Annotated in this window: 15 protein-coding genes; 1 reads left to right on the plus strand and 14 read right to left on the minus strand. The window is 65.1% G+C overall.

The features are described from left to right. Positions 1–123: 123 nt before the first annotated feature. The 11 genes from ACO06P_RS01640 to ACO06P_RS01690 form a co-directional block, all read right to left on the minus strand. Positions 124–609: a type II toxin-antitoxin system RatA family toxin gene (locus tag ACO06P_RS01640; protein ID WP_420348275.1), complete on the minus strand. Its 486-nt coding sequence runs from the start codon at positions 607–609 to the stop codon at positions 124–126. Between the two features lie 36 nt (positions 610–645). After that, on the minus strand, positions 646–1,605 hold the full coding sequence (gene lipA, locus ACO06P_RS01645) for a lipoyl synthase (RefSeq protein ID WP_420348276.1): 960 nt from the start codon (positions 1,603–1,605) through the stop codon (positions 646–648). Then, positions 1,598–1,987: a CPCC family cysteine-rich protein gene (locus tag ACO06P_RS01650; protein ID WP_420348277.1), complete on the minus strand. Its 390-nt coding sequence runs from the start codon at positions 1,985–1,987 to the stop codon at positions 1,598–1,600. The genes lipA and ACO06P_RS01650 overlap by 8 nt, the downstream gene beginning before the upstream one ends. An 11-nt stretch (positions 1,988–1,998) precedes the next feature. Next, positions 1,999–3,402 (minus strand): dihydrolipoyl dehydrogenase, encoded by a 1,404-nt coding sequence (lpdA, locus tag ACO06P_RS01655; RefSeq protein WP_420348278.1) that lies wholly within the window; start codon positions 3,400–3,402, stop codon positions 1,999–2,001. Between the two features lie 20 nt (positions 3,403–3,422). Beyond that, a complete protein-coding gene (locus tag ACO06P_RS01660) occupies positions 3,423–4,040 on the minus strand; it encodes a hypothetical protein (protein ID WP_420348279.1) in 618 nt (205 codons plus the stop codon). Positions 4,041–4,104: 64 nt separating this feature from the next. Continuing rightward, positions 4,105–5,439: a pyruvate dehydrogenase complex dihydrolipoamide acetyltransferase gene (locus tag ACO06P_RS01665; RefSeq protein WP_420348280.1), complete on the minus strand. Its 1,335-nt coding sequence runs from the start codon at positions 5,437–5,439 to the stop codon at positions 4,105–4,107. A 24-nt stretch (positions 5,440–5,463) separates the two neighbouring features. After that, positions 5,464–6,837, minus strand: coding sequence for a pyruvate dehydrogenase complex E1 component subunit beta (locus ACO06P_RS01670; RefSeq protein WP_420348281.1), 1,374 nt, complete (start codon positions 6,835–6,837; stop codon positions 5,464–5,466). 75 nt (positions 6,838–6,912) lie between these two features. Further along, on the minus strand, positions 6,913–7,938 hold the full coding sequence (gene pdhA / locus ACO06P_RS01675) for a pyruvate dehydrogenase (acetyl-transferring) E1 component subunit alpha (RefSeq protein WP_420348282.1): 1,026 nt from the start codon (positions 7,936–7,938) through the stop codon (positions 6,913–6,915). A gap of 178 nt (positions 7,939–8,116) precedes the next feature. Further along, positions 8,117–8,458, minus strand: a complete 342-nt coding sequence (locus tag ACO06P_RS01680) for an FtsB family cell division protein (RefSeq protein WP_420348283.1) — start codon at positions 8,456–8,458, stop codon at positions 8,117–8,119. Positions 8,459–8,617: 159 nt separating this feature from the next. After that, positions 8,618–9,895, minus strand: a complete 1,278-nt coding sequence (gene eno / locus ACO06P_RS01685; RefSeq protein ID WP_420348284.1) for a phosphopyruvate hydratase — start codon at positions 9,893–9,895, stop codon at positions 8,618–8,620. A 210-nt stretch (positions 9,896–10,105) separates the two neighbouring features. After that, positions 10,106–11,890: a methyl-accepting chemotaxis protein gene (locus ACO06P_RS01690; RefSeq protein ID WP_420348285.1), complete on the minus strand. Its 1,785-nt coding sequence runs from the start codon at positions 11,888–11,890 to the stop codon at positions 10,106–10,108. Between the two features lie 463 nt (positions 11,891–12,353). On the opposite strand from ACO06P_RS01690, the gene kdsA reads away from it, so the two are divergent. Beyond that, positions 12,354–13,214 (plus strand): 3-deoxy-8-phosphooctulonate synthase, encoded by an 861-nt coding sequence (gene kdsA, locus ACO06P_RS01695; protein WP_420348286.1) that lies wholly within the window; start codon positions 12,354–12,356, stop codon positions 13,212–13,214. Positions 13,215–13,290: 76 nt separating this feature from the next. Here kdsA and ACO06P_RS01700 read toward each other — a convergent pair whose 3' ends face one another. The 3 genes from ACO06P_RS01700 to tpiA form a co-directional block, all read right to left on the minus strand. Then, positions 13,291–14,916 carry a CTP synthase gene (locus ACO06P_RS01700; RefSeq protein ID WP_420348287.1) on the minus strand — a complete coding sequence of 542 codons (1,626 nt, stop codon included), beginning with the start codon at positions 14,914–14,916 and terminating at the stop codon, positions 13,291–13,293. 344 nt (positions 14,917–15,260) lie between these two features. Beyond that, on the minus strand, positions 15,261–15,629 hold the full coding sequence (gene secG, locus ACO06P_RS01705; protein WP_420348288.1) for a preprotein translocase subunit SecG: 369 nt from the start codon (positions 15,627–15,629) through the stop codon (positions 15,261–15,263). Positions 15,630–15,858: 229 nt separating this feature from the next. Further along, entirely contained in the window at positions 15,859–16,605 is a 747-nt protein-coding gene (gene tpiA, locus ACO06P_RS01710; RefSeq protein ID WP_420348289.1) for a triose-phosphate isomerase, read from the minus strand. Positions 16,606–16,707 lie beyond the last annotated feature (102 nt).

Raw genomic sequence — 16,707 nt, forward strand, 5'->3', positions numbered from 1 at the left:
GGGGGGCAATTCAGCCGGCGACACCCGGCCCTGGCGCCGGTCACGATAGCCGGACGCCATGCACGCGTCGATAGAAAGAAGATAGACCGTATTGCCGCCGCAGCGCTGGCAATCCTCGAGGCCTCAGGGCTCGCTGCCGGTCTTGGCCAGGGAAGGTTGCTCTTCGCGCAGCCCGTTTTCCCCATGGAGCGCCCGGGCACGGGTTTCGAAGGCGGCCACCATGCGGCGCACCGCCTCGTGGAACAGGGTCTCGATGACCTTTTGCAGAATCCTGTTGCGGAACTCGAAATCGACATAGAAGTCGATTTGGCAGCCTTCCGGGTGATCCTCGAAGACCCAGTGATTCTGAAGGTATTTGAAGGGCCCTTCGGCATAGGAGACATCGATGCGGTACTCGTCCGCGTTGGGATGGACCTGGCTGGTGAAGCGCTCGCGGAACATCTTGAAGCCGATGATCAGGTCGGCGACGATCACGTCCTCCCGCCGCGACTTTATCCGCGCTCCCAGGCACCAGGGCAGGAATTCGGGATAGCGCTCAATATCGACCACGAGGTCGAAGAGCTGCCTCGGCGTATAGGGCAGGACGCGTTTTTCCGAGTGGGTGGGCATGGGCGGCAGACTAACCTGGGCAATCTTGAAAAACGACTAACCCGCCGCGGCCAGCTTGGCTTCCCGCGCCGCGCGCAGCCGGGCGAAGTCCTCCCCGGCGTGATAGGAGGAGCGGGTCAAAGGCGTCGCCGAGACCATGAGGAAACCCTTGCCGTAGGCCATGGTCTCATACTGCTTGAACTCCTCCGGCGTGACGAAGCGATCGACCACGTGGTGCTTGGGCGTCGGCTGCAGGTACTGGCCGATGGTGAGGAAGTCGACGTCGGCCGAGCGCAGGTCGTCCATCACCTGCAGGACCTCTTCCTTGGTCTCGCCCAGACCGACCATGATGCCGGACTTGGTGAACATGGCCGGGTCCTGGCGCTTCACTTCGTCGAGCAGGCGCAGGGAGTGGAAGTAGCGCGCGCCGGGCCGCACCTCGGTATAGAGCCGCGGCACGGTCTCCAGGTTGTGGTTGAAGACGTCGGGCCTGGCATTGACCACCACCTCGACGGCGCCTTCCTTGCGCAGGAAGTCCGGCGTCAGGATCTCGATGGTGGTCTCCGGAGAGGCATCGCGGGTGGCGCGGATCACCTGGGCAAAGTGCTCGGCGCCGCCGTCGTCCAGATCGTCGCGGTCGACGGAGGTGATGACCACGTGCTTCAGGCCCAGCTTCGCCACCGCCTGGGCGACGTTGGTCGGCTCGAAGGGATCGAGCGCGCCGGGCTTGCCGGTGGACACGTTGCAGAACGTGCAGGCGCGGGTGCAGATCTCCCCCATGATCATCATGGTGGCGTGGCGCTGGGCCCAGCACTCCCCGATGTTGGGGCAGGCAGCCTCCTCGCAGACCGTGTTGAGCTTGTGGTCGCGCACGATCTGGCGGGTCGCGTGGTATTCCTTGGAGACCGGCGCCTTCACCCGGATCCAGGCCGGCTTGCGCTTCACCTCCTGGTCCGGCTTATGGGCCTTCTCCGGGTGGCGGACCCGCGGGGTCTCGGTGGTGCTCTCGCTACTCATCGTCTACCTGCTTTCCGCGCCAGTAGTACAGATCCTGGCCAACGTCATAGTCGGGTATGGCCTCAAAATACGACCGGCCGCCTTCTGGGCCGGAAGCAAACCTCACCGCTTCGTCTCTCCGCAAGGGGCGCCAGTCCGGATCACGGTGAAATCCTCTCGCCTCCTTCATCTCGAAGGGAAACCGGCGCAGCGCCGCTTCCTGCTCGATGACCAGCGGACGATTTGGCCCCGCTGCCGCAAAAGGGTAACGCAACTGGACCGCGCAGTCCTCCCAATCGCATAGCGGGCACAAGCTGTAGCTTCCGGGCCTCTCCTCGAAGACCAGAAAACCACAGGCCGGGCAGGGAAATAGGCTGTCTACAGACGCCTTCAAGGTTCCCACCCGCTTCCCCATTACATATGGATGACACGGTCGTAGGCATCAAGCACCGACTCGTGCATCATCTCCGAGAGGGTGGGATGCGGGAAGACGGTGTGCATGAGCTCCGCCTCCGTCGTCTCCAGCCCCATGGCCACCACGTAGCCCTGGATCAGCTCGGTCACCTCGGCGCCGACCATATGGGCGCCCAGAAGCTGGCCGGTCTTGGCGTCGAAGATGGTCTTCACCATACCTTCCGGCTCGCCCAGCGCGATCGCCTTGCCGTTGCCGATGAAGGGGAAGCGCCCGACCTTGATGTCGTGGCCCGCCTCCTTGGCGCGTTTTTCGGTCAGGCCGACGCTGGCGACCTGCGGGTTGCAGTAGGTGCAGCCGGGGATCTGCTCTTTCTTCATCGGATGGACGTCGTTGAGGCCGGCGATCTTCTCGACGCAGATCACCCCCTCGTGCTCGGCCTTGTGGGCCAGCATGGGCGGGCCCGCCACGTCGCCGATGGCATAGATGCCGGGCTCGGCCGTGCGGCCGTATTCGTCGATGACGATGCAGCCCCGGTCGGTTTTGACCTTGGTGGTCTCCAGGCCGATGTTCTCGATGTTGCCCTGGACGCCGACGGCGGAGATCACCCGGTCGACGGTGAGTTGAGAGGTCTTGCCGGCCTTGTCCTCGATGGTCGCGGTGACGCTGTCGCCGTTCTTCTTCACCGCCGTCACCTTTGTTTCGGTCATGATCTTGATGCCCTGCTTCTCGAACTGCTTGCGGGCATGCTTGGAAATCTCTTCGTCCTCCACCGGCATGACCTGGGGCATCACCTCGACGACAGTCACATCGGACCCCATTGAACGGAAGAAGGAGGCGAACTCGATGCCGATGGCGCCTGAGCCGATCACCAGCAGGCTCTTGGGCATGGTCTCCGGCACCATGGCCTCGAAGTAAGTCCAGATCAGCTTCTTGTCCGGCTCGATGCCAGGCAGCGCGCGCGGCCGCGCACCGGTGGCGAGGATGATATGCGGCGCGGTCAGGTCGCTGACCTTCTTGCCGTCCTTGGAGACGGTCAGCCTGCCCGGCCCGTTCAGCTTGGCCTCGCCGTCGATCACCGTCACCTTGTTCTTCTTCAAGAGGTGTCCGACACCGCCGTTGAGCTGCTTGGAGACGGCGCGCGAGCGCTGCACCACCTTGCCGAGGTCGAAGCCGACGCCATTGGCCGACAGACCATAAGCATCGGCGTGCTGCATGTAGTGATAGATCTCGGCCGAGCGCAGCAGCGCCTTGGTCGGGATGCAGCCCCAGTTCAGGCAGATGCCGCCCAGGTGCTCCCGCTCCACGACGCAGACCTTCATCTTCAGTTGCGCGGCCCGGATCGCCGCTACATAGCCGCCCGGCCCACCACCGACGACAATCAGATCGAAGTTCGTATCAGCCACAGCAACCTCCAAACGCCGGATCAGCCCGGCGGGTTCCAGATGTTCGCATCGGGCGCGCGCCCGGTGATGAGATGAATGATCAGCGGCACCGCCCCGCCCTTGCCATCCTTGGTCTGCAGCTTCGAGAGCAGCCCGGCCTGGGATTCGAAGACGGCGCGGAAAGGCGCGATGGAAGACAAGAGATCGAAGCGCCAGGTGCCCTGCTCTTCCTTGAAATGCACGTTCACCGGGATCGGCGAGCCCTTGAGGTTGGACAGCGGCGCCTGCGCTTGGGTCCCGTTCACGCTGAAGGGCTCCGCCGTCAGCTTCTGCACCTCCTCCATGTCGAAAGCCTGCTGATCGACAGCGTAGGCCACCGGATCGCTCTCGGTCATGCCGCGCAGCTGCTCGGCCGTCATGTTGTGCCGGAGCATCAGGACGGAGATCTGGTCCAGCAGCGGCAGGGCCCGCAGCTCCGATTCCTCCATGGTCAGCGCCCGGTCGAGCGTCTGCGCCAGAAAGGCATGGGTGTCGGAGGCCGTGAGGCGGGAGGCGGCAGCCCCGTCTCCCTCCACCAGCGCCTGCTTGTAGGCGTCGAAGCTCTGATCGACGGCAGCCGGATCGGCCAGCGCCGCGCTCTGCATGGCTGCGAAAGCCATCAGACAGGCCATCAATCGCAATGCCAGCCTTCTCAAGCTGCGTCCTCCTGGATAGAGACGCCGCCTACAGCAGCATCGACAGCGGATCTTCGATGAGCTTCTTGAAGGCGGCCAGGAACTCGGCGCCCACGGCGCCGTCCACCACCCGGTGGTCGACCGAGAGGGTGCAGCTCATGACCGTAGCCACCGAGAGGGCGCCCTCCTTCACCACCGGGCGCTGCTCGCCGGCGCCCACCGCCAGGATGCAGCCCTGCGGCGGGTTGATAACGGCGGAGAAGTCCTTGATGCCGAACATGCCGAGGTTGGAGACCGAGAAGGTGCCGCCCTGGTACTCCTCGGGCGTCAGCTTGCCCTCGCGGGCGCGTACGGCGAGATCCTTCATCTCGTTGGCGATGGTGGCAAGCCCCTTGCCTTCCGCCGCCTTGATGATCGGCGTGATCAGTCCGGCCGGCGTCGCCACGGCCACCGACACGTCGGCGTGCTCATAGAACAGCAGGCCCGAGTCGTCGTAGGAGGCGTTGGCCGCCGGCACCTTCTTCAGCGCCAGGGCGACCGCACGGATGACGAAGTCGTTCACCGAGATCTTGTAGTCGTCGGAACGGCCGTTCAGTTCCTTGCGCACCTTCAGCAGCTCGTCCACCTCGCAGTCCACCGTCAGGTAGAAGTGCGGCACCTGCTGCTTGGACTCGGTCAGCCGCTTGGCGATGACCTTGCGCATGCTGCTGAGCGGCTCTTGCGTGTAGGCCATGCCCAGGAGGTCGGCCATCTCCTTTGCTCCCGGACCGCTCGGGGCCGGCGCTGCCGGCCCTTTTGCGGCAGGCGCAGCCGCCGGGGCCATGGCAGGCGCGGCAGCACCCACGGGCGCAACCTCGACATCGGCCTTGACGATGCGGCCGTGCGGGCCGCTGCCGCGCACCGTGGCCAGATCGACGCCGCGCTCCTTGGCGATGCGCTTGGCCAGGGGGCTGGCGAAGATCCGCGCGCCCGGCGCCGCCGGGGCGGCGGCAGGGGTCGGGGCCATTGCAGCGGCGGGCGGCGGGGCCGCGCCGTTGGTGCCGGCTGCTGGCGCAGGAGCCGGCGCAGGGGTTGGCGCCTCGCCGGGCGCCGCAGCCGGTGTCGGCGCGGCCGGGGCGTCGCCGATGGCGGAGGCATCCTCTCCGTCTTCCAGCACCACGGCGATGACCTGGTTCACCGGCACAGCTTCAGTGCCCTCGGCCACGAAAATCTTTCCGATGGTGCCTTCGTCGACGGCCTCGACCTCCATGGTCGCCTTGTCGGTTTCGATCTCCGCGATGACGTCGCCGGAGGCGATCTCGTCGCCTTCTTTCACCAGCCAGCGGGCCAGCGTGCCCTCGGTCATGGTCGGCGAGAGCGCCGGCATGAGAATATTGATCGGCATGTCTTCGTTCCCTCTTCCGCCGGCCTAGCTGCGGTAGCAGACTTCTTTGGCGCCGGCGACGATGTCGTGCGCCTGCGGCAGCGCCAGGGCTTCCAGGTTGGCGGCATAGGGCATCGGCACGTCGACGCCGCAGACCCGCTTCACCGGCGCATCGAGCCAGTCGAAGGCCTGTTCCATGACAACGGAAGCAACCTCCGAACCGATGCCGGCATAGCCCCAGCCCTCCTCGCAGTTGACCAAGCGGTTGGTCTTCTGCACCGAGGCGACGATGGTCTCGGTATCGAGGGGCCTGAGGCTGCGCAGATCGATGACCTCGGCGTCGATGCCTTCGGCCGCCAGGGTCTCGGCCGCCTCCAGGGCCTTGCCCACCATGATGGAAAAGGCGGTGATGGTAACGTCCTTGCCGGGCCGGGCGATGCGCGCCTTGCCGATGGGTACGGTCCAGTCGGGGCTGTCCGGCACGTCGAAGCTCTGTCCGTAGAGAATCTCGTTCTCCAGGAAGATCACCGGATTGTCGTCGCGGATCGCCGACTTGAGGAGCCCCTTGGCATCGGCGGCCGAGTAGGGCGAGACCACCTTCAGACCCGGGATGTGGGCATACCACGAGGCGTAGCACTGGGAATGCTGGGCCGCGACGCGGGCCGCCGCACCGTTGGGGCCGCGGAACACCATCGGCGAGGAAATCTGGCCGCCGGACATGTAGTGGGTCTTGGCGGCCGAGTTTATGATCTGGTCGATCGCCTGCATGGCGAAGTTGAAGGTCATGAACTCGACGATGGGCTTCAGGCCGTACATGGCCGCGCCGACGCCGAGACCTGCAAAGCCGTGCTCGGTGATCGGCGTGTCGACCACGCGCCGGGGGCCGAACTCGTCCAGCAGGCCCTGGCTGACCTTATAGGCGCCCTGGTACTCGGCGACTTCCTCGCCCATCAGGAAGACACGGCTGTCGCTGCGCATCTCTTCCGCCATGGCGTCGCGCAACGCTTCCCGCACGGTCTGGGTGACCGTGGCGCCGGTCCACTCGGGCTCGGCGGGCGCCGGCGTCGCGGTCGGGGGTGCTGCTGCGACCGGCGGGGCTTCGGCTGTCGGCGCTTCCGGTGCGGCAGCAGGGACCGCTGCGGGCGCAGCCGAGACGGAGATCGCCGAAGCGTCCTCGCCGTCTTCCAGAAGAACGGCGATCACCTGGTTCACCGGCACTTCCTCGGTCCCCTCGGCGACCATAATCTTGCCGAGAACGCCTTCGTCCACCGCCTCGACCTCCATGGTCGCCTTGTCGGTTTCGATTTCCGCCAGGATATCGCCGGAGGAGACTTCGTCCCCCTCCTGCTTCAGCCATTTGGCCAGCTTCCCCTCGGTCATGGTCGGCGAGAGCGCCGGCATCAGTACTTCGATTGGCATGGTCCCTCCCGGGAGATTGCATCCGTCGGCTGACGCGGCAGACGCCGCTGGCCGTGCCGGTGTTGTCTCGGTGCTTTAGACGTAAACGTCGGTGTAGAGCTCGCTGGGATCGGGCTCCGGACTGGTCTGAGCGAAGTCCGCCGCCTCGGAGACGATGGCCTTCACTTCCTTGTCCAGGGCCTTCAGGCGATCCTCGTCCATCACCTTGCGCTCGATCATGATGCCGCGCAGCCGCTCGATGGGGTCGCGCTCCTGGCGCACTTTCTGAACTTCTTCCTTCGAGCGGTACTTGGCCGGGTCGGACATGGAATGCCCGCGGTAGCGGTAGGTCAGCATCTCCATGATGAAGGGGCCCTTGCCCGAGCGTGCGTGGCCCAGGGCCTTTTCCGCCGCCTCGCGCACCGCCAGCACGTCCATGCCGTCGACCTGAATGCCCGGAATGCCGTAGGCCTGGCCGCGGTTATAGAGTTCCGTGCTCTTTGCAGAGGAACGCTCGATCGAGGTCCCCATGCCGTACTTGTTGTTTTCGATAACGTAGACCGCCGGCAGCGACCAGAGCGCCGCCATGTTGAAGGACTCGTAGACCTGGCCCTGGTTGAGGGCGCCGTCACCGAGATAGGTGATCGAGACGGCGTCTTCCTCGAGATAGCGGTGGGCAAAGGCGAAGCCGGTGCCGAGCGGCACCTGGGCGCCGACGATGCCATGGCCGCCGAAGAAGCGCTCTTCGCGGCTGAACATGTGCATCGAGCCGCCCTTGCCCTTGGAATAGCCGCCGCTGCGCCCGGTGAGCTCGGCCATCACGCCCTTCGGATCCATGCCGCAGGCAAGCATATGGGCATGGTCACGGTAGGAGGTGAGAACGGTGTCCAGCGGGCCCATGGCCGCCTGCACCCCGACCACGACCGCTTCCTGTCCGATGTAGAGGTGGCAGAAGCCCCCGATCAGACCCATGCCATACATCTGCCCCGCCTTCTCCTCGAAGCGGCGGATCAGCAACATGTCACGGTAGTAACTCTGAAGGTCTTCGACGGAAACCTTGATCGGTGCTGCGGCGGCCTTGCGTTTGCCGCCGCGCGACGCCGTCGCTTTGGTGCTTGCCATAGGGGGGCTCCCTGCGTTGCGCAAAGGGTCAAAGGCGGTTTGTCTCCGCCGGATTGCCGGCGCAGCTTAACGCAACCGATGCAGGGATGCAATCTTGGTTAATCTTTTGATTTATATTGCATAATTGTGAATTAACACAATATACGTTAAACCTGAAAGAAGCAATCCTTCTGGCTGATCATGGAAGCGCCGGAGAGCGCTGCAGAGCGGGTTCCAGAAAGATAACATGGTCCCGCTCGGCCCCGTAGTTCAAGATTGCATGCGCCTGCTCTTCCAGCAGGTCGGGGTCCAGGGTCGCGCCGCGCAACAGGGCGACGCGCCGTTCCAGCCGGCCGCGTTCCTCCTCCAGGCTGTCCGCCTTGGCCATCACCTGCTGCTGTTCCTGCTTCAGCAGGATCCAGGCATAGAAGCCCCGGTCGCCGTTCATCGCATGGTATGCGAAGTAGGCAACCATGCAGGCGGCAAGAACCTGGGGGACGGCCTGTCGGGCGCGGGTCTTGATCTCTCGGAGCAAACGCATGACCGGCAGCGAATCACACCCCGATTCGCCCGGTCAAGGAAAAAAGAGTCAAGGATTCCAAATAGATTCAGGAAAGAGTCCGGCGGCCCAGGTGTTCCGCCTTTGGACTCGTTTTGGACTCTTCTTTGCCGCCCCCGGCAACTGCGACACCGCCGCGGATCACCCGGTCCCGACCACGCGCCCGGCGTAGATTGCGCTGGTGCCGAGCTCTTCCTCGATGCGGATGAGCTGGTTGTACTTGGCCAGGCGGTCCGAGCGGGAGAGCGAACCGGTCTTGATCTGACCGCAGTTGGTGGCCACCGCCAGATCGGCGATGGTCGCGTCCTCCGTCTCGCCGGAACGGTGCGACATCACGGCCGTATAGGCCGCTTTGTGTGCGGTGTTCACGGCTTCCAGGGTCTCGGACAGGGTGCCGATCTGGTTCACCTTGACGAGGATGGAGTTGGCCACGCCCTTCTCGATGCCGTCGCGCAGCCGCACCGGATTGGTGACGAAGAGATCGTCACCGACCAGCTGGACCCGCTCACCCAGGGCATCGGTCAGCAGCTTCCAGCCGTCCCAGTCGTCCTCGCTCATGCCGTCCTCGATGGAGGCGATGGGATAGCGGCCGCAGAGCTCGACCAGGTAGTCCACCATGGCGCCGGAATCGAGGCTCTTGCCCTCGCCTTCCAGCTCGTACTTTCCGGATTTGAAGTATTCCGTGGAGGCACAGTCGAGCGCCAGCACCACGTCGTCCCCAAGGCTGTAGCCCGCCGCCTCGGTGGCCCGCGCGACGAACCCAAGGGCCTCGTCGGTGGAGGCCAGGTTCGGCGCGAAGCCGCCCTCGTCACCGACGTTGGTGTTGTGCCCCGCGTCCTTCAGGCCCTTGCGCAGGGCATGAAAGATTTCGGCGCCCATGCGCACGCCCTCCGCCAGGGTGTCGGCGCCCACCGGCATGATCATGAATTCCTGGATGTCGATCGGATTGTCGGCATGGGCGCCGCCGTTGACGATGTTCATCATCGGCACCGGCAGGGTCCGGGCATAGCTGCCGCCGACATAGCGATAGAGCGGGAGGCCCGCCTCTTCCGCCGCCGCCTTGGCGACAGCGAGGGAGACGCCGAGGATCGCGTTGGCGCCCAGGCGACCCTTGTTGTCGGTCTCGTCGAGATCGATCATGGTCTGGTCGACGTGAACCTGGTCCTCGGCATCGAGACCGGAGAGCACGTCGAAGATCTCGTGATTGACGGCCTCGACGGCCGCAAGGACACCCTTGCCGCCATAGCGCCCCTTGTCGCCGTCGCGCAGTTCGACGGCCTCATGCGCGCCGGTCGAAGCGCCGGAGGGGACCGCCGCGCGCCCGAAGGCGCCGCTCTCCAGCGTCACGTCGACCTCGACGGTCGGGTTGCCGCGGGAATCCAGGATCTCCCTGCCTCTGATGTCGATGATTGCCGTCATGGTTCCTGCGGTCCTCTCCGTCTTTCGTGTCCTGCATCGTTCTCCCGTGGTGCGGCAGCTCAACGGCTGCCTGCTCCGAGGCCGATGGATACAGGGTTTTCAAACAGATTTCCCGCAGAAAATGGATCGCTGAAAAGCAAAGCGGCGGATGCACCCTGCATCCGCCGCCTCTCTCGGTCGGGCTCTCCCAATCAACGCCAGACCCAGTTTCTATGCCGCCTTGTTCTCATCCAACTTGCGGATGCCGTCGAGGAAGCTTTGGACATTGGTCTTCATGGTGTCCGCCTGGCGCGACAGCTCGCTGGCGGCGTCCTGGACATCCTTGGCGGAACTGCCGGTTTCTTCGGCCGCCTGGGAGACGCCGGTCACGTTCTTGTCGACCTCCGCCGTGCCGGCGGCGGCCTGTTCGACGTTGCGGGCGATCTCCTGGGTCGCTGCGGTCTGCTCCTCCACAGCCGAGGCGATGCTGGTGGAGATCTCGTTGATGCTGGTGATCGTCGTGGCGATCTCCTTGATCTTGCCGACCGCCCCGCCGGTGGCCTCCTGCATCTCGCCGATCTGGCGGGAGATATCCTCGGTGGCCTTGGCGGTCTGGTTGGCCAGCGACTTGACCTCGTTGGCCACCACGGCAAAGCCCTTTCCGGCCTCGCCCGCCCGGGCTGCCTCGATGGTGGCGTTGAGAGCCAGAAGGTTGGTCTGCTCGGCAATGTCGGAAATCAGCGCCATGATTTCGCCGATGCGCTGGGCGGCATCGTCCAGGCTCTGCATCTCCGTATTGGCGCTTTGCGCCTGGGCCACGGCGCCCTGGGCGACCGAGGTGGACTGCGCCACCTGGTTGCTGATCTCGGCGATGGCGTTGGAGAGCTCCTCGGCAGCCGCCGCCACCGTCTGAACGTTGGCGGAGGCTTCCTGCGAAGCCGCAGCCACGGAGCTGGACTGTGCAGAGGTGCGCTCCGCGGTCGAGGTCAGCGAGCCTGCGGTCGACTGCATCTCGGTGGCCGCCGAGGAGACCGTCTCGAGCACAATCTGAATCTTCTGGTCGAAATCGCGGGTCAGCTCGGACTGGCGCAGCAGGCGTTGTTTCTGACGCTCCTCCTCGGCCTTCTGCTGTTCGGCCAGTTCATTCGCTTTGATCGTCGTCTGGCGGAAGACCTCGATGGTCTGGGCGAGGTCGCCGACTTCGTCCTTGGTGTCCACCTTCAACTCGACCGAGGTGTCGCCGTCAGCCAGGGCCTTCACGGTGTCCACGGCGCGGCCCAGCGGCCGGGAGAGCCCGTTGGCCATGAACCAGCCAAGCCCGAGCCCCACAACGATCCCGATCCCCGAAACGGTCGCAAGCAGCACAAAGGCGCGCTTCTCGTCATCCTCGGCCTTCAGGGCCGCCGCCTCGGTGAAGGCCTCGAGCTCTGCAACTAGATGCTCCAGCTCCTTGCTCAGGACATCCTGCTCCGCCTCAACCGCCTCGGCCTTCTCCTCGACCTCCGCCAGCGCGCCAGAGTCGATCAGGGTAAAGATCTCGCGCGCATGGACGACGTAGTCGTGGTGGTGCTTATCAATGACCGTGAGCTGTTTAAGGGCGCTTTCCATCTCGGCGCGCTGTTCAGCCGTATGCACCCGCTCAATGCCCGACTGCGCCAAGTCCTTGGCCTTTTTCAGCTCAGTCTCGGCCACCTCGTTGAGGGCGTCGAAGTTCTCGCGCGCGCTGAGATAGAGGTCCTCTGCGTGGCTGTCCGACCGAATCATCGGCGCTAGGCGCAGGGCCCGCTCGAAGAGGATCGCCTTTTCAAGCTGCGCCACGGTCAGCAGCGAGACATGGCTGGTCAGCGGAACGTCGACCTCTGCGAGGTCGGCGATCTCCGTGCCGATCAAATCCAGCTTCCACAGCGTGATGGCGGCGTTGACTCCGACAATCGCCAATAGCACGCCGACGAGCCCGAGAATCTTAGCGCGCAGCTTCAGATTCCCGAGGTATGAAAGGACGTTAAACTTAGTCATGGCCAGCTCCGATCAAGATTGCTCCACCCACTCGATCGCCGACCTCTTTTTTGAGGCTAATCTAAACGTCATTGATGGATCTTTGATTAATCTAGAAAGATTATAGTCATATCGCGTAGAAGTTGTTTTATTAGACTCTTTTATATTAGGTATTCCTAACTCTTTGATCGGCCACTCTTTATCGGCGCGTGCAGTGCAGCTTGTGCGGCAAGCCGGGCGCCGTTCCGGGGTGCACGGCCAAAGAAATCTGCAGTGCCTGGAGACCTTGTCGACCTTGGAGGCCTGCAGCCAAGCGGCTCTGATGCAAAGGCGGCAACCGAGAGAACCGGCAAGCGGCGACAGCGGGTGAAGCGGGATCGCGCATCACCTTGCGGTGACGCAGCCCCGCCGCTATGAAGCTGCCTCCACGGGTCAGTTCGAAATGCACTGACAAATCCTGATTGGCGGCGACGAGGCGACGGCGATGCAACTCACCCTGAAGCAATGGGATCTTTCACTCGGCGACGGTCAGCCGCTGTTCTGCATCCTCGGCCTCAACGTACTCGAAGACCTCGGCCTGGCCCTGGAGACGGCCCAGGAGCTGAAGCATGTCGCGGCAGAGCTCGACCTGCCCTTCGTGTTCAAGGCCAGCTTCGACAAGGCCAACCGCTCCTCGTTCAAGAGCTTTCGCGGGCCCGGCCTGAAAGCAGGCCTGGAGACCCTTGCCGCCGTGAAGGAGCGCGAAAACCTGCCGATCGCGACGGACATTCACGAGCCCGGGCAGGCCGACGCCGTGGCGAGCGTCGCCGATCTGGTTCAGATCCCGGCTTTCCTCTGCCGGCAGACCGATCTGGTGGTGGCCGCCGCCAAGGCGACCGCGGCCAAGGGCGGGCTGCTGCACGTCAAGAAGGCGCAGTTCCTTGCGCCCTGGGACTGCCACAGCATCCTCAGGAAGATCGAAGAGGCTGCGGGCCCCGGCCTGACCATCCTTTGCGAGCGCGGAACCGCCTTCGGCTACAACAATCTGGTGGTGGACATGCTGAGCATTCCGGCGATGCGGCAGCTGGGCGTCCCGGTCACCATCGACGCCACCCACGCGGTCCAGCTCCCCGGAGCGAAAGCGGATTCCGACGGAGTGTCCACCGGCGGGCGGCGCGACGGCGTCGCGGTGATCGCGGCGGCGGCGGTTGCCGCCGGGGCGGATGGCGTGTTCCTGGAGTTTCACCCGGATCCGGAAAAGGCCCTATGCGACGGCCCGAGCTGCCTGCCGCTCGCCGGCGCCCGCGAAGTCCTCGGCCGGCTGAAAGCCCTGCACAGCACACTGAGTGCCCGCAACGCAGCCTGACTGGAGGCTGCCGCCCCGGACCGCCGCCCCAGACTGCCGCCCGGGACTGCCTCACGCCACGTTGCCTTCCGGGCGCTTAGACCAGGCGCGACTGCTCCACCGCAGCCTCGACGAAGGAGGTGAACAGCGGATGCGGGGCGAAGGGCTTTGACTTCAGTTCCGGATGGAACTGGACGCCGACGAACCAGGGGTGGTCCGGCAGTTCCACGATCTCCGGCAGCTCGCCGTCCGGCGACAGCCCGGAAAACAGCAGACCGGCCTGCTCCAGCTTCTCGCGGTAATTGATGTTCACCTCGTAACGGTGCCGGTGGCGCTCGTTGATCGACTCAGCCCCGTAGATGGCCCGGACGCGGCTGCCATCCTGCAGGAGGCAGGGATAGGCCCCCAAGCGCATGGTCCCGCCCAGGTCGCTCTGGCTGTTGCGCCGTTCGATCGCGTTGCCGCGCGACCACTCCGTCATCAGGCCGACCACCGGATCGGTCGGCTGGCCGAATTCCGTGGATCCTGCCTGCGGCAGGTCTGCCAGATTGCGGGCGGCTTCGATCACCGCCATCTGCATGCCAAAGCAGATGCCGAAGTAGGGAACCTGATGCTCACGGGCAAAGCGCGCGGCGGCGATCTTGCCTTCGGCGCCGCGTTCTCCGAACCCGCCGGGCACGAGAATGCCGTGCACGCCTTCCAGTTGCTGGGTCGTCCCTTCCCGCTCGAAGATCTCTGAATCCAGCCAGGAAACCTTGACCCGGACGTTGTTGGCGATTCCGCCGTGGGTGAGAGACTCCGCCAGCGACTTGTAGGCGTCCAGCAGGCTCACATACTTGCCGACAACGCCGATGGTGACCTCGCCGTCGGGCTCGTCGATACGGGTCATGACCCGGTCCCAGCTCTCGAGCGTCGGCTGGCCGACCTCGAGGCCGAAGTGGCGGCAGACTTCGTCGTCCAGGCCTTCCTCGTGATAGGCCCGCGGTACCGCATAGATGGAACGCACGTCCAGCGCGGGAATGACCGCTTCCTCGCGCACGTTGCAGAACAGCGCGATCTTGCGCCGCTCGTCCTTGGGGATTTCCCGCTCGCTGCGGCAGACCAGGATGTCGGGCTTGATGCCGACCGACTGCAGTTCCTTGACGGAGTGTTGGGTCGGCTTGGTCTTCAACTCCCCGGCGGCGGCGATGTAGGGAATCAGCGTGCAGTGGAGAAACAAGCTGCGCTCCCGGCCCAGCTGGTTGCCCAGCTGGCGGATCGCCTCAAGGAACGGCAGGCCCTCGATGTCGCCGACGGTGCCGCCGATCTCGCAGATCACGAAGTCTTCGTCGGCAAGGTCGCCGAGAACGAAGGCCTTGATCGCGTCGGTCACGTGGGGGATCACCTGAACCGTTGCGCCCAGATAGTCGCCACGGCGCTCTCTCGCCAGAACGTCCGAATAGATTTGCCCCGTCGTCACATTGTCGCTCTTGCGTGCGGGCACGCCGGTGAAGCGCTCGTAGTGACCGAGGTCGAGATCGGTTTCGGCCCCGTCATCGGTGACGTAGACCTCGCCGTGCTGATAGGGCGACATGGTTCCCGGATCCACGTTCAGGTAGGGATCGAGCTTTCGCAGCCGAACCTTGAATCCGCGAGCCTGGAGAAGCGCCCCAAGCGCTGCGGAACAGAGGCCTTTGCCGAGGGAGGAAACCACGCCGCCGGTGATGAAGATGAACCGCGCCATGGGCCAACACTATTGAACGATCAGAGAGCGGGAAGCAAGCCTCGGCGGAGAGAAGTTTTCACTTTGTCATGATCGCCCGCAAAGCCCGCAAAACCCCGGGTCAACCACGCCGCGGTGGCACCGTCACGACAGCCGCGAAGGCGACTGCCGGGCGTTAGGCAGGCCGGGTGCATCTGAAAGGGCGACCGAGTCGCGCCCGGTCAGCGCTGGCTTACCGCCGTCCTGTTCCCGGATGGCCCTTGATCGACGCCTTGCCTGAGTGCCGCCGTGAAGGCAGACCGCGACGTTGTCCGCCCTCCTGGCGGGCCTCCTGGCGGGCCTCGGCGAAGGACTGTCGAGCGCTGTTACTGCGTTGGAACCGTAGGCGCGGTCGGGACGGACGGCTCGGCCGGGGCCGCCGGGGCGACCGGGGCGGGCATGCCGCCGTGGCCAGCCGCAGGATCGTCGAAAATGGAGCGCTGTCCGCCGCTGTCGCCGGCCAGGATGGTCAGGACGATGCTGCTGGCCATGAAGCAGGCCGCCAGGATGGCGGTTGTCCTGGTGAGCAGGTTGGCGGTTCCGCGGCCGGTCAGAAAGCCCCCCATGCCACCACCGCCGCCGCCGGAGCCGCCGCCGCCGATCCCCAGGCCGCCGCCCTCGCTGCGCTGCAGAAGCACCACGCCGATCAGGGCCAGGGCAATCAGGATGTGGATGACCAGGAGTACGCTTTCCATATCGCTCGTTCGCTGAAACCAGCGCCTTCGAAATGATGTGTTCCGGCAGGGATCGCTGGCAGCGTTGCTGTCCTGGCGATGGCCGCTGGGTCGGCTGTCCCGCAAGCGCGACGTTACGCCCGGAGGGCGGCCGCCCTGAATGCCGGCTATGTAATGGCTTCCAGTCCGAAAAACCAGCAAAAACAGAGGGGACTTAGCCAAGCGCGGCGGAAGGCCTGGCGCCGGCTGCCTAGGAACAGGCCCCGGCAATCGCAAGGAAATCCGCGGCTTTCAGACTGGCGCCGCCGACCAGGGCCCCATTGACGTTCTCCTGGGCCAGAAGTTCGGCGGCGTTGTCCGGCTTCACCGAGCCGCCATAAAGAATGCGTACCTGCGCAGCGCTCTCGCCCACCAGGCCGCCCAGGACCCGTCGGACCTCGGCATGCACCTCCGCGACATCGCCAGGGGTGGCGGTGCGGCCGGTGCCGATGGCCCAGACCGGTTCGTAGGCGACCACCAGCCGTTCGGCCGCCATCCCCACGGGGACGGAGCCCTTCAGCTGCCGCCCGATGACGGCGAGGGCCTGACCGGCTATGCGTTCGTCGAGGGTTTCTCCGACACAGACGATCGGGACCAGGCCGGCGGCCAAAGCGGCCTCCGCCTTGGCCCGAACCAGGGCATTGTCCTCGCCGTGGTCGGCGCGCCGCTCGGAGTGGCCGACGATGACATAGCCGCAGCCGAGATCGCGCAGCATGGTCGCCGAAACATCGCCGGTATGGGCGCCGCCTGCGGCCGTGTGGCAGTCCTGGCCGCCCAAGCGTACTGCACCTTCTCCCAGGGCGCCGCCGACGGCTGAGAGATGCACGAAGGGGGGGCAGACCAGGAGTTCACACGAGAATCCCCCCGCTTGCGCCCCGCCGAGCACCTCCTGCGCCAATGATCGGGCATCGGCCAAGGTGCCGTTCATCTTCCAGTTTCCAGCGATCAGCGGCGTCATCCTCCGACCTCCCCCATTTCACGGTTATGTGCCTTTGTTTCGGGAGGTTGTCCTAACACAGCCGCTCACACCCGGCCAATCCCCGGTGCCAATCCCCGGTGC

The organism is Pelagibius sp. (assembly GCF_965227505.1).
Classification (GTDB): domain Bacteria; phylum Pseudomonadota; class Alphaproteobacteria; order Kiloniellales; family Kiloniellaceae; genus Pelagibius.

Bases quoted from the DNA above. Each gene is read 5' to 3' on its own strand.
- ACO06P_RS01640 (WP_420348275.1), bottom strand. From the start codon at position 609: ATGCCCACCCACTCGGAAAAACGCGTCCTGCCCTATACGCCGAGGCAG.
- pdhA (WP_420348282.1), bottom strand. From the start codon at position 7,938: ATGGCAAGCACCAAAGCGACGGCGTCGCGCGGCGGCAAACGCAAGGCC.
- tpiA (WP_420348289.1), bottom strand. From the start codon at position 16,605: ATGACGCCGCTGATCGCTGGAAACTGGAAGATGAACGGCACCTTGGCC.
- secG (WP_420348288.1), bottom strand. From the start codon at position 15,629: ATGGAAAGCGTACTCCTGGTCATCCACATCCTGATTGCCCTGGCCCTG.
- kdsA (WP_420348286.1), top strand. From the start codon at position 12,354: ATGCAACTCACCCTGAAGCAATGGGATCTTTCACTCGGCGACGGTCAG.
- ACO06P_RS01700 (WP_420348287.1), bottom strand. From the start codon at position 14,916: ATGGCGCGGTTCATCTTCATCACCGGCGGCGTGGTTTCCTCCCTCGGC.
- ACO06P_RS01665 (WP_420348280.1), bottom strand. From the start codon at position 5,439: ATGCCGATCAATATTCTCATGCCGGCGCTCTCGCCGACCATGACCGAG.
- eno (WP_420348284.1), bottom strand. From the start codon at position 9,895: ATGACGGCAATCATCGACATCAGAGGCAGGGAGATCCTGGATTCCCGC.
- ACO06P_RS01690 (WP_420348285.1), bottom strand. From the start codon at position 11,890: ATGACTAAGTTTAACGTCCTTTCATACCTCGGGAATCTGAAGCTGCGC.
- ACO06P_RS01680 (WP_420348283.1), bottom strand. From the start codon at position 8,458: ATGCGTTTGCTCCGAGAGATCAAGACCCGCGCCCGACAGGCCGTCCCC.
- lipA (WP_420348276.1), bottom strand. From the start codon at position 1,605: ATGAGTAGCGAGAGCACCACCGAGACCCCGCGGGTCCGCCACCCGGAG.
- ACO06P_RS01660 (WP_420348279.1), bottom strand. From the start codon at position 4,040: ATGGCTTTCGCAGCCATGCAGAGCGCGGCGCTGGCCGATCCGGCTGCC.
- ACO06P_RS01670 (WP_420348281.1), bottom strand. From the start codon at position 6,837: ATGCCAATCGAAGTACTGATGCCGGCGCTCTCGCCGACCATGACCGAG.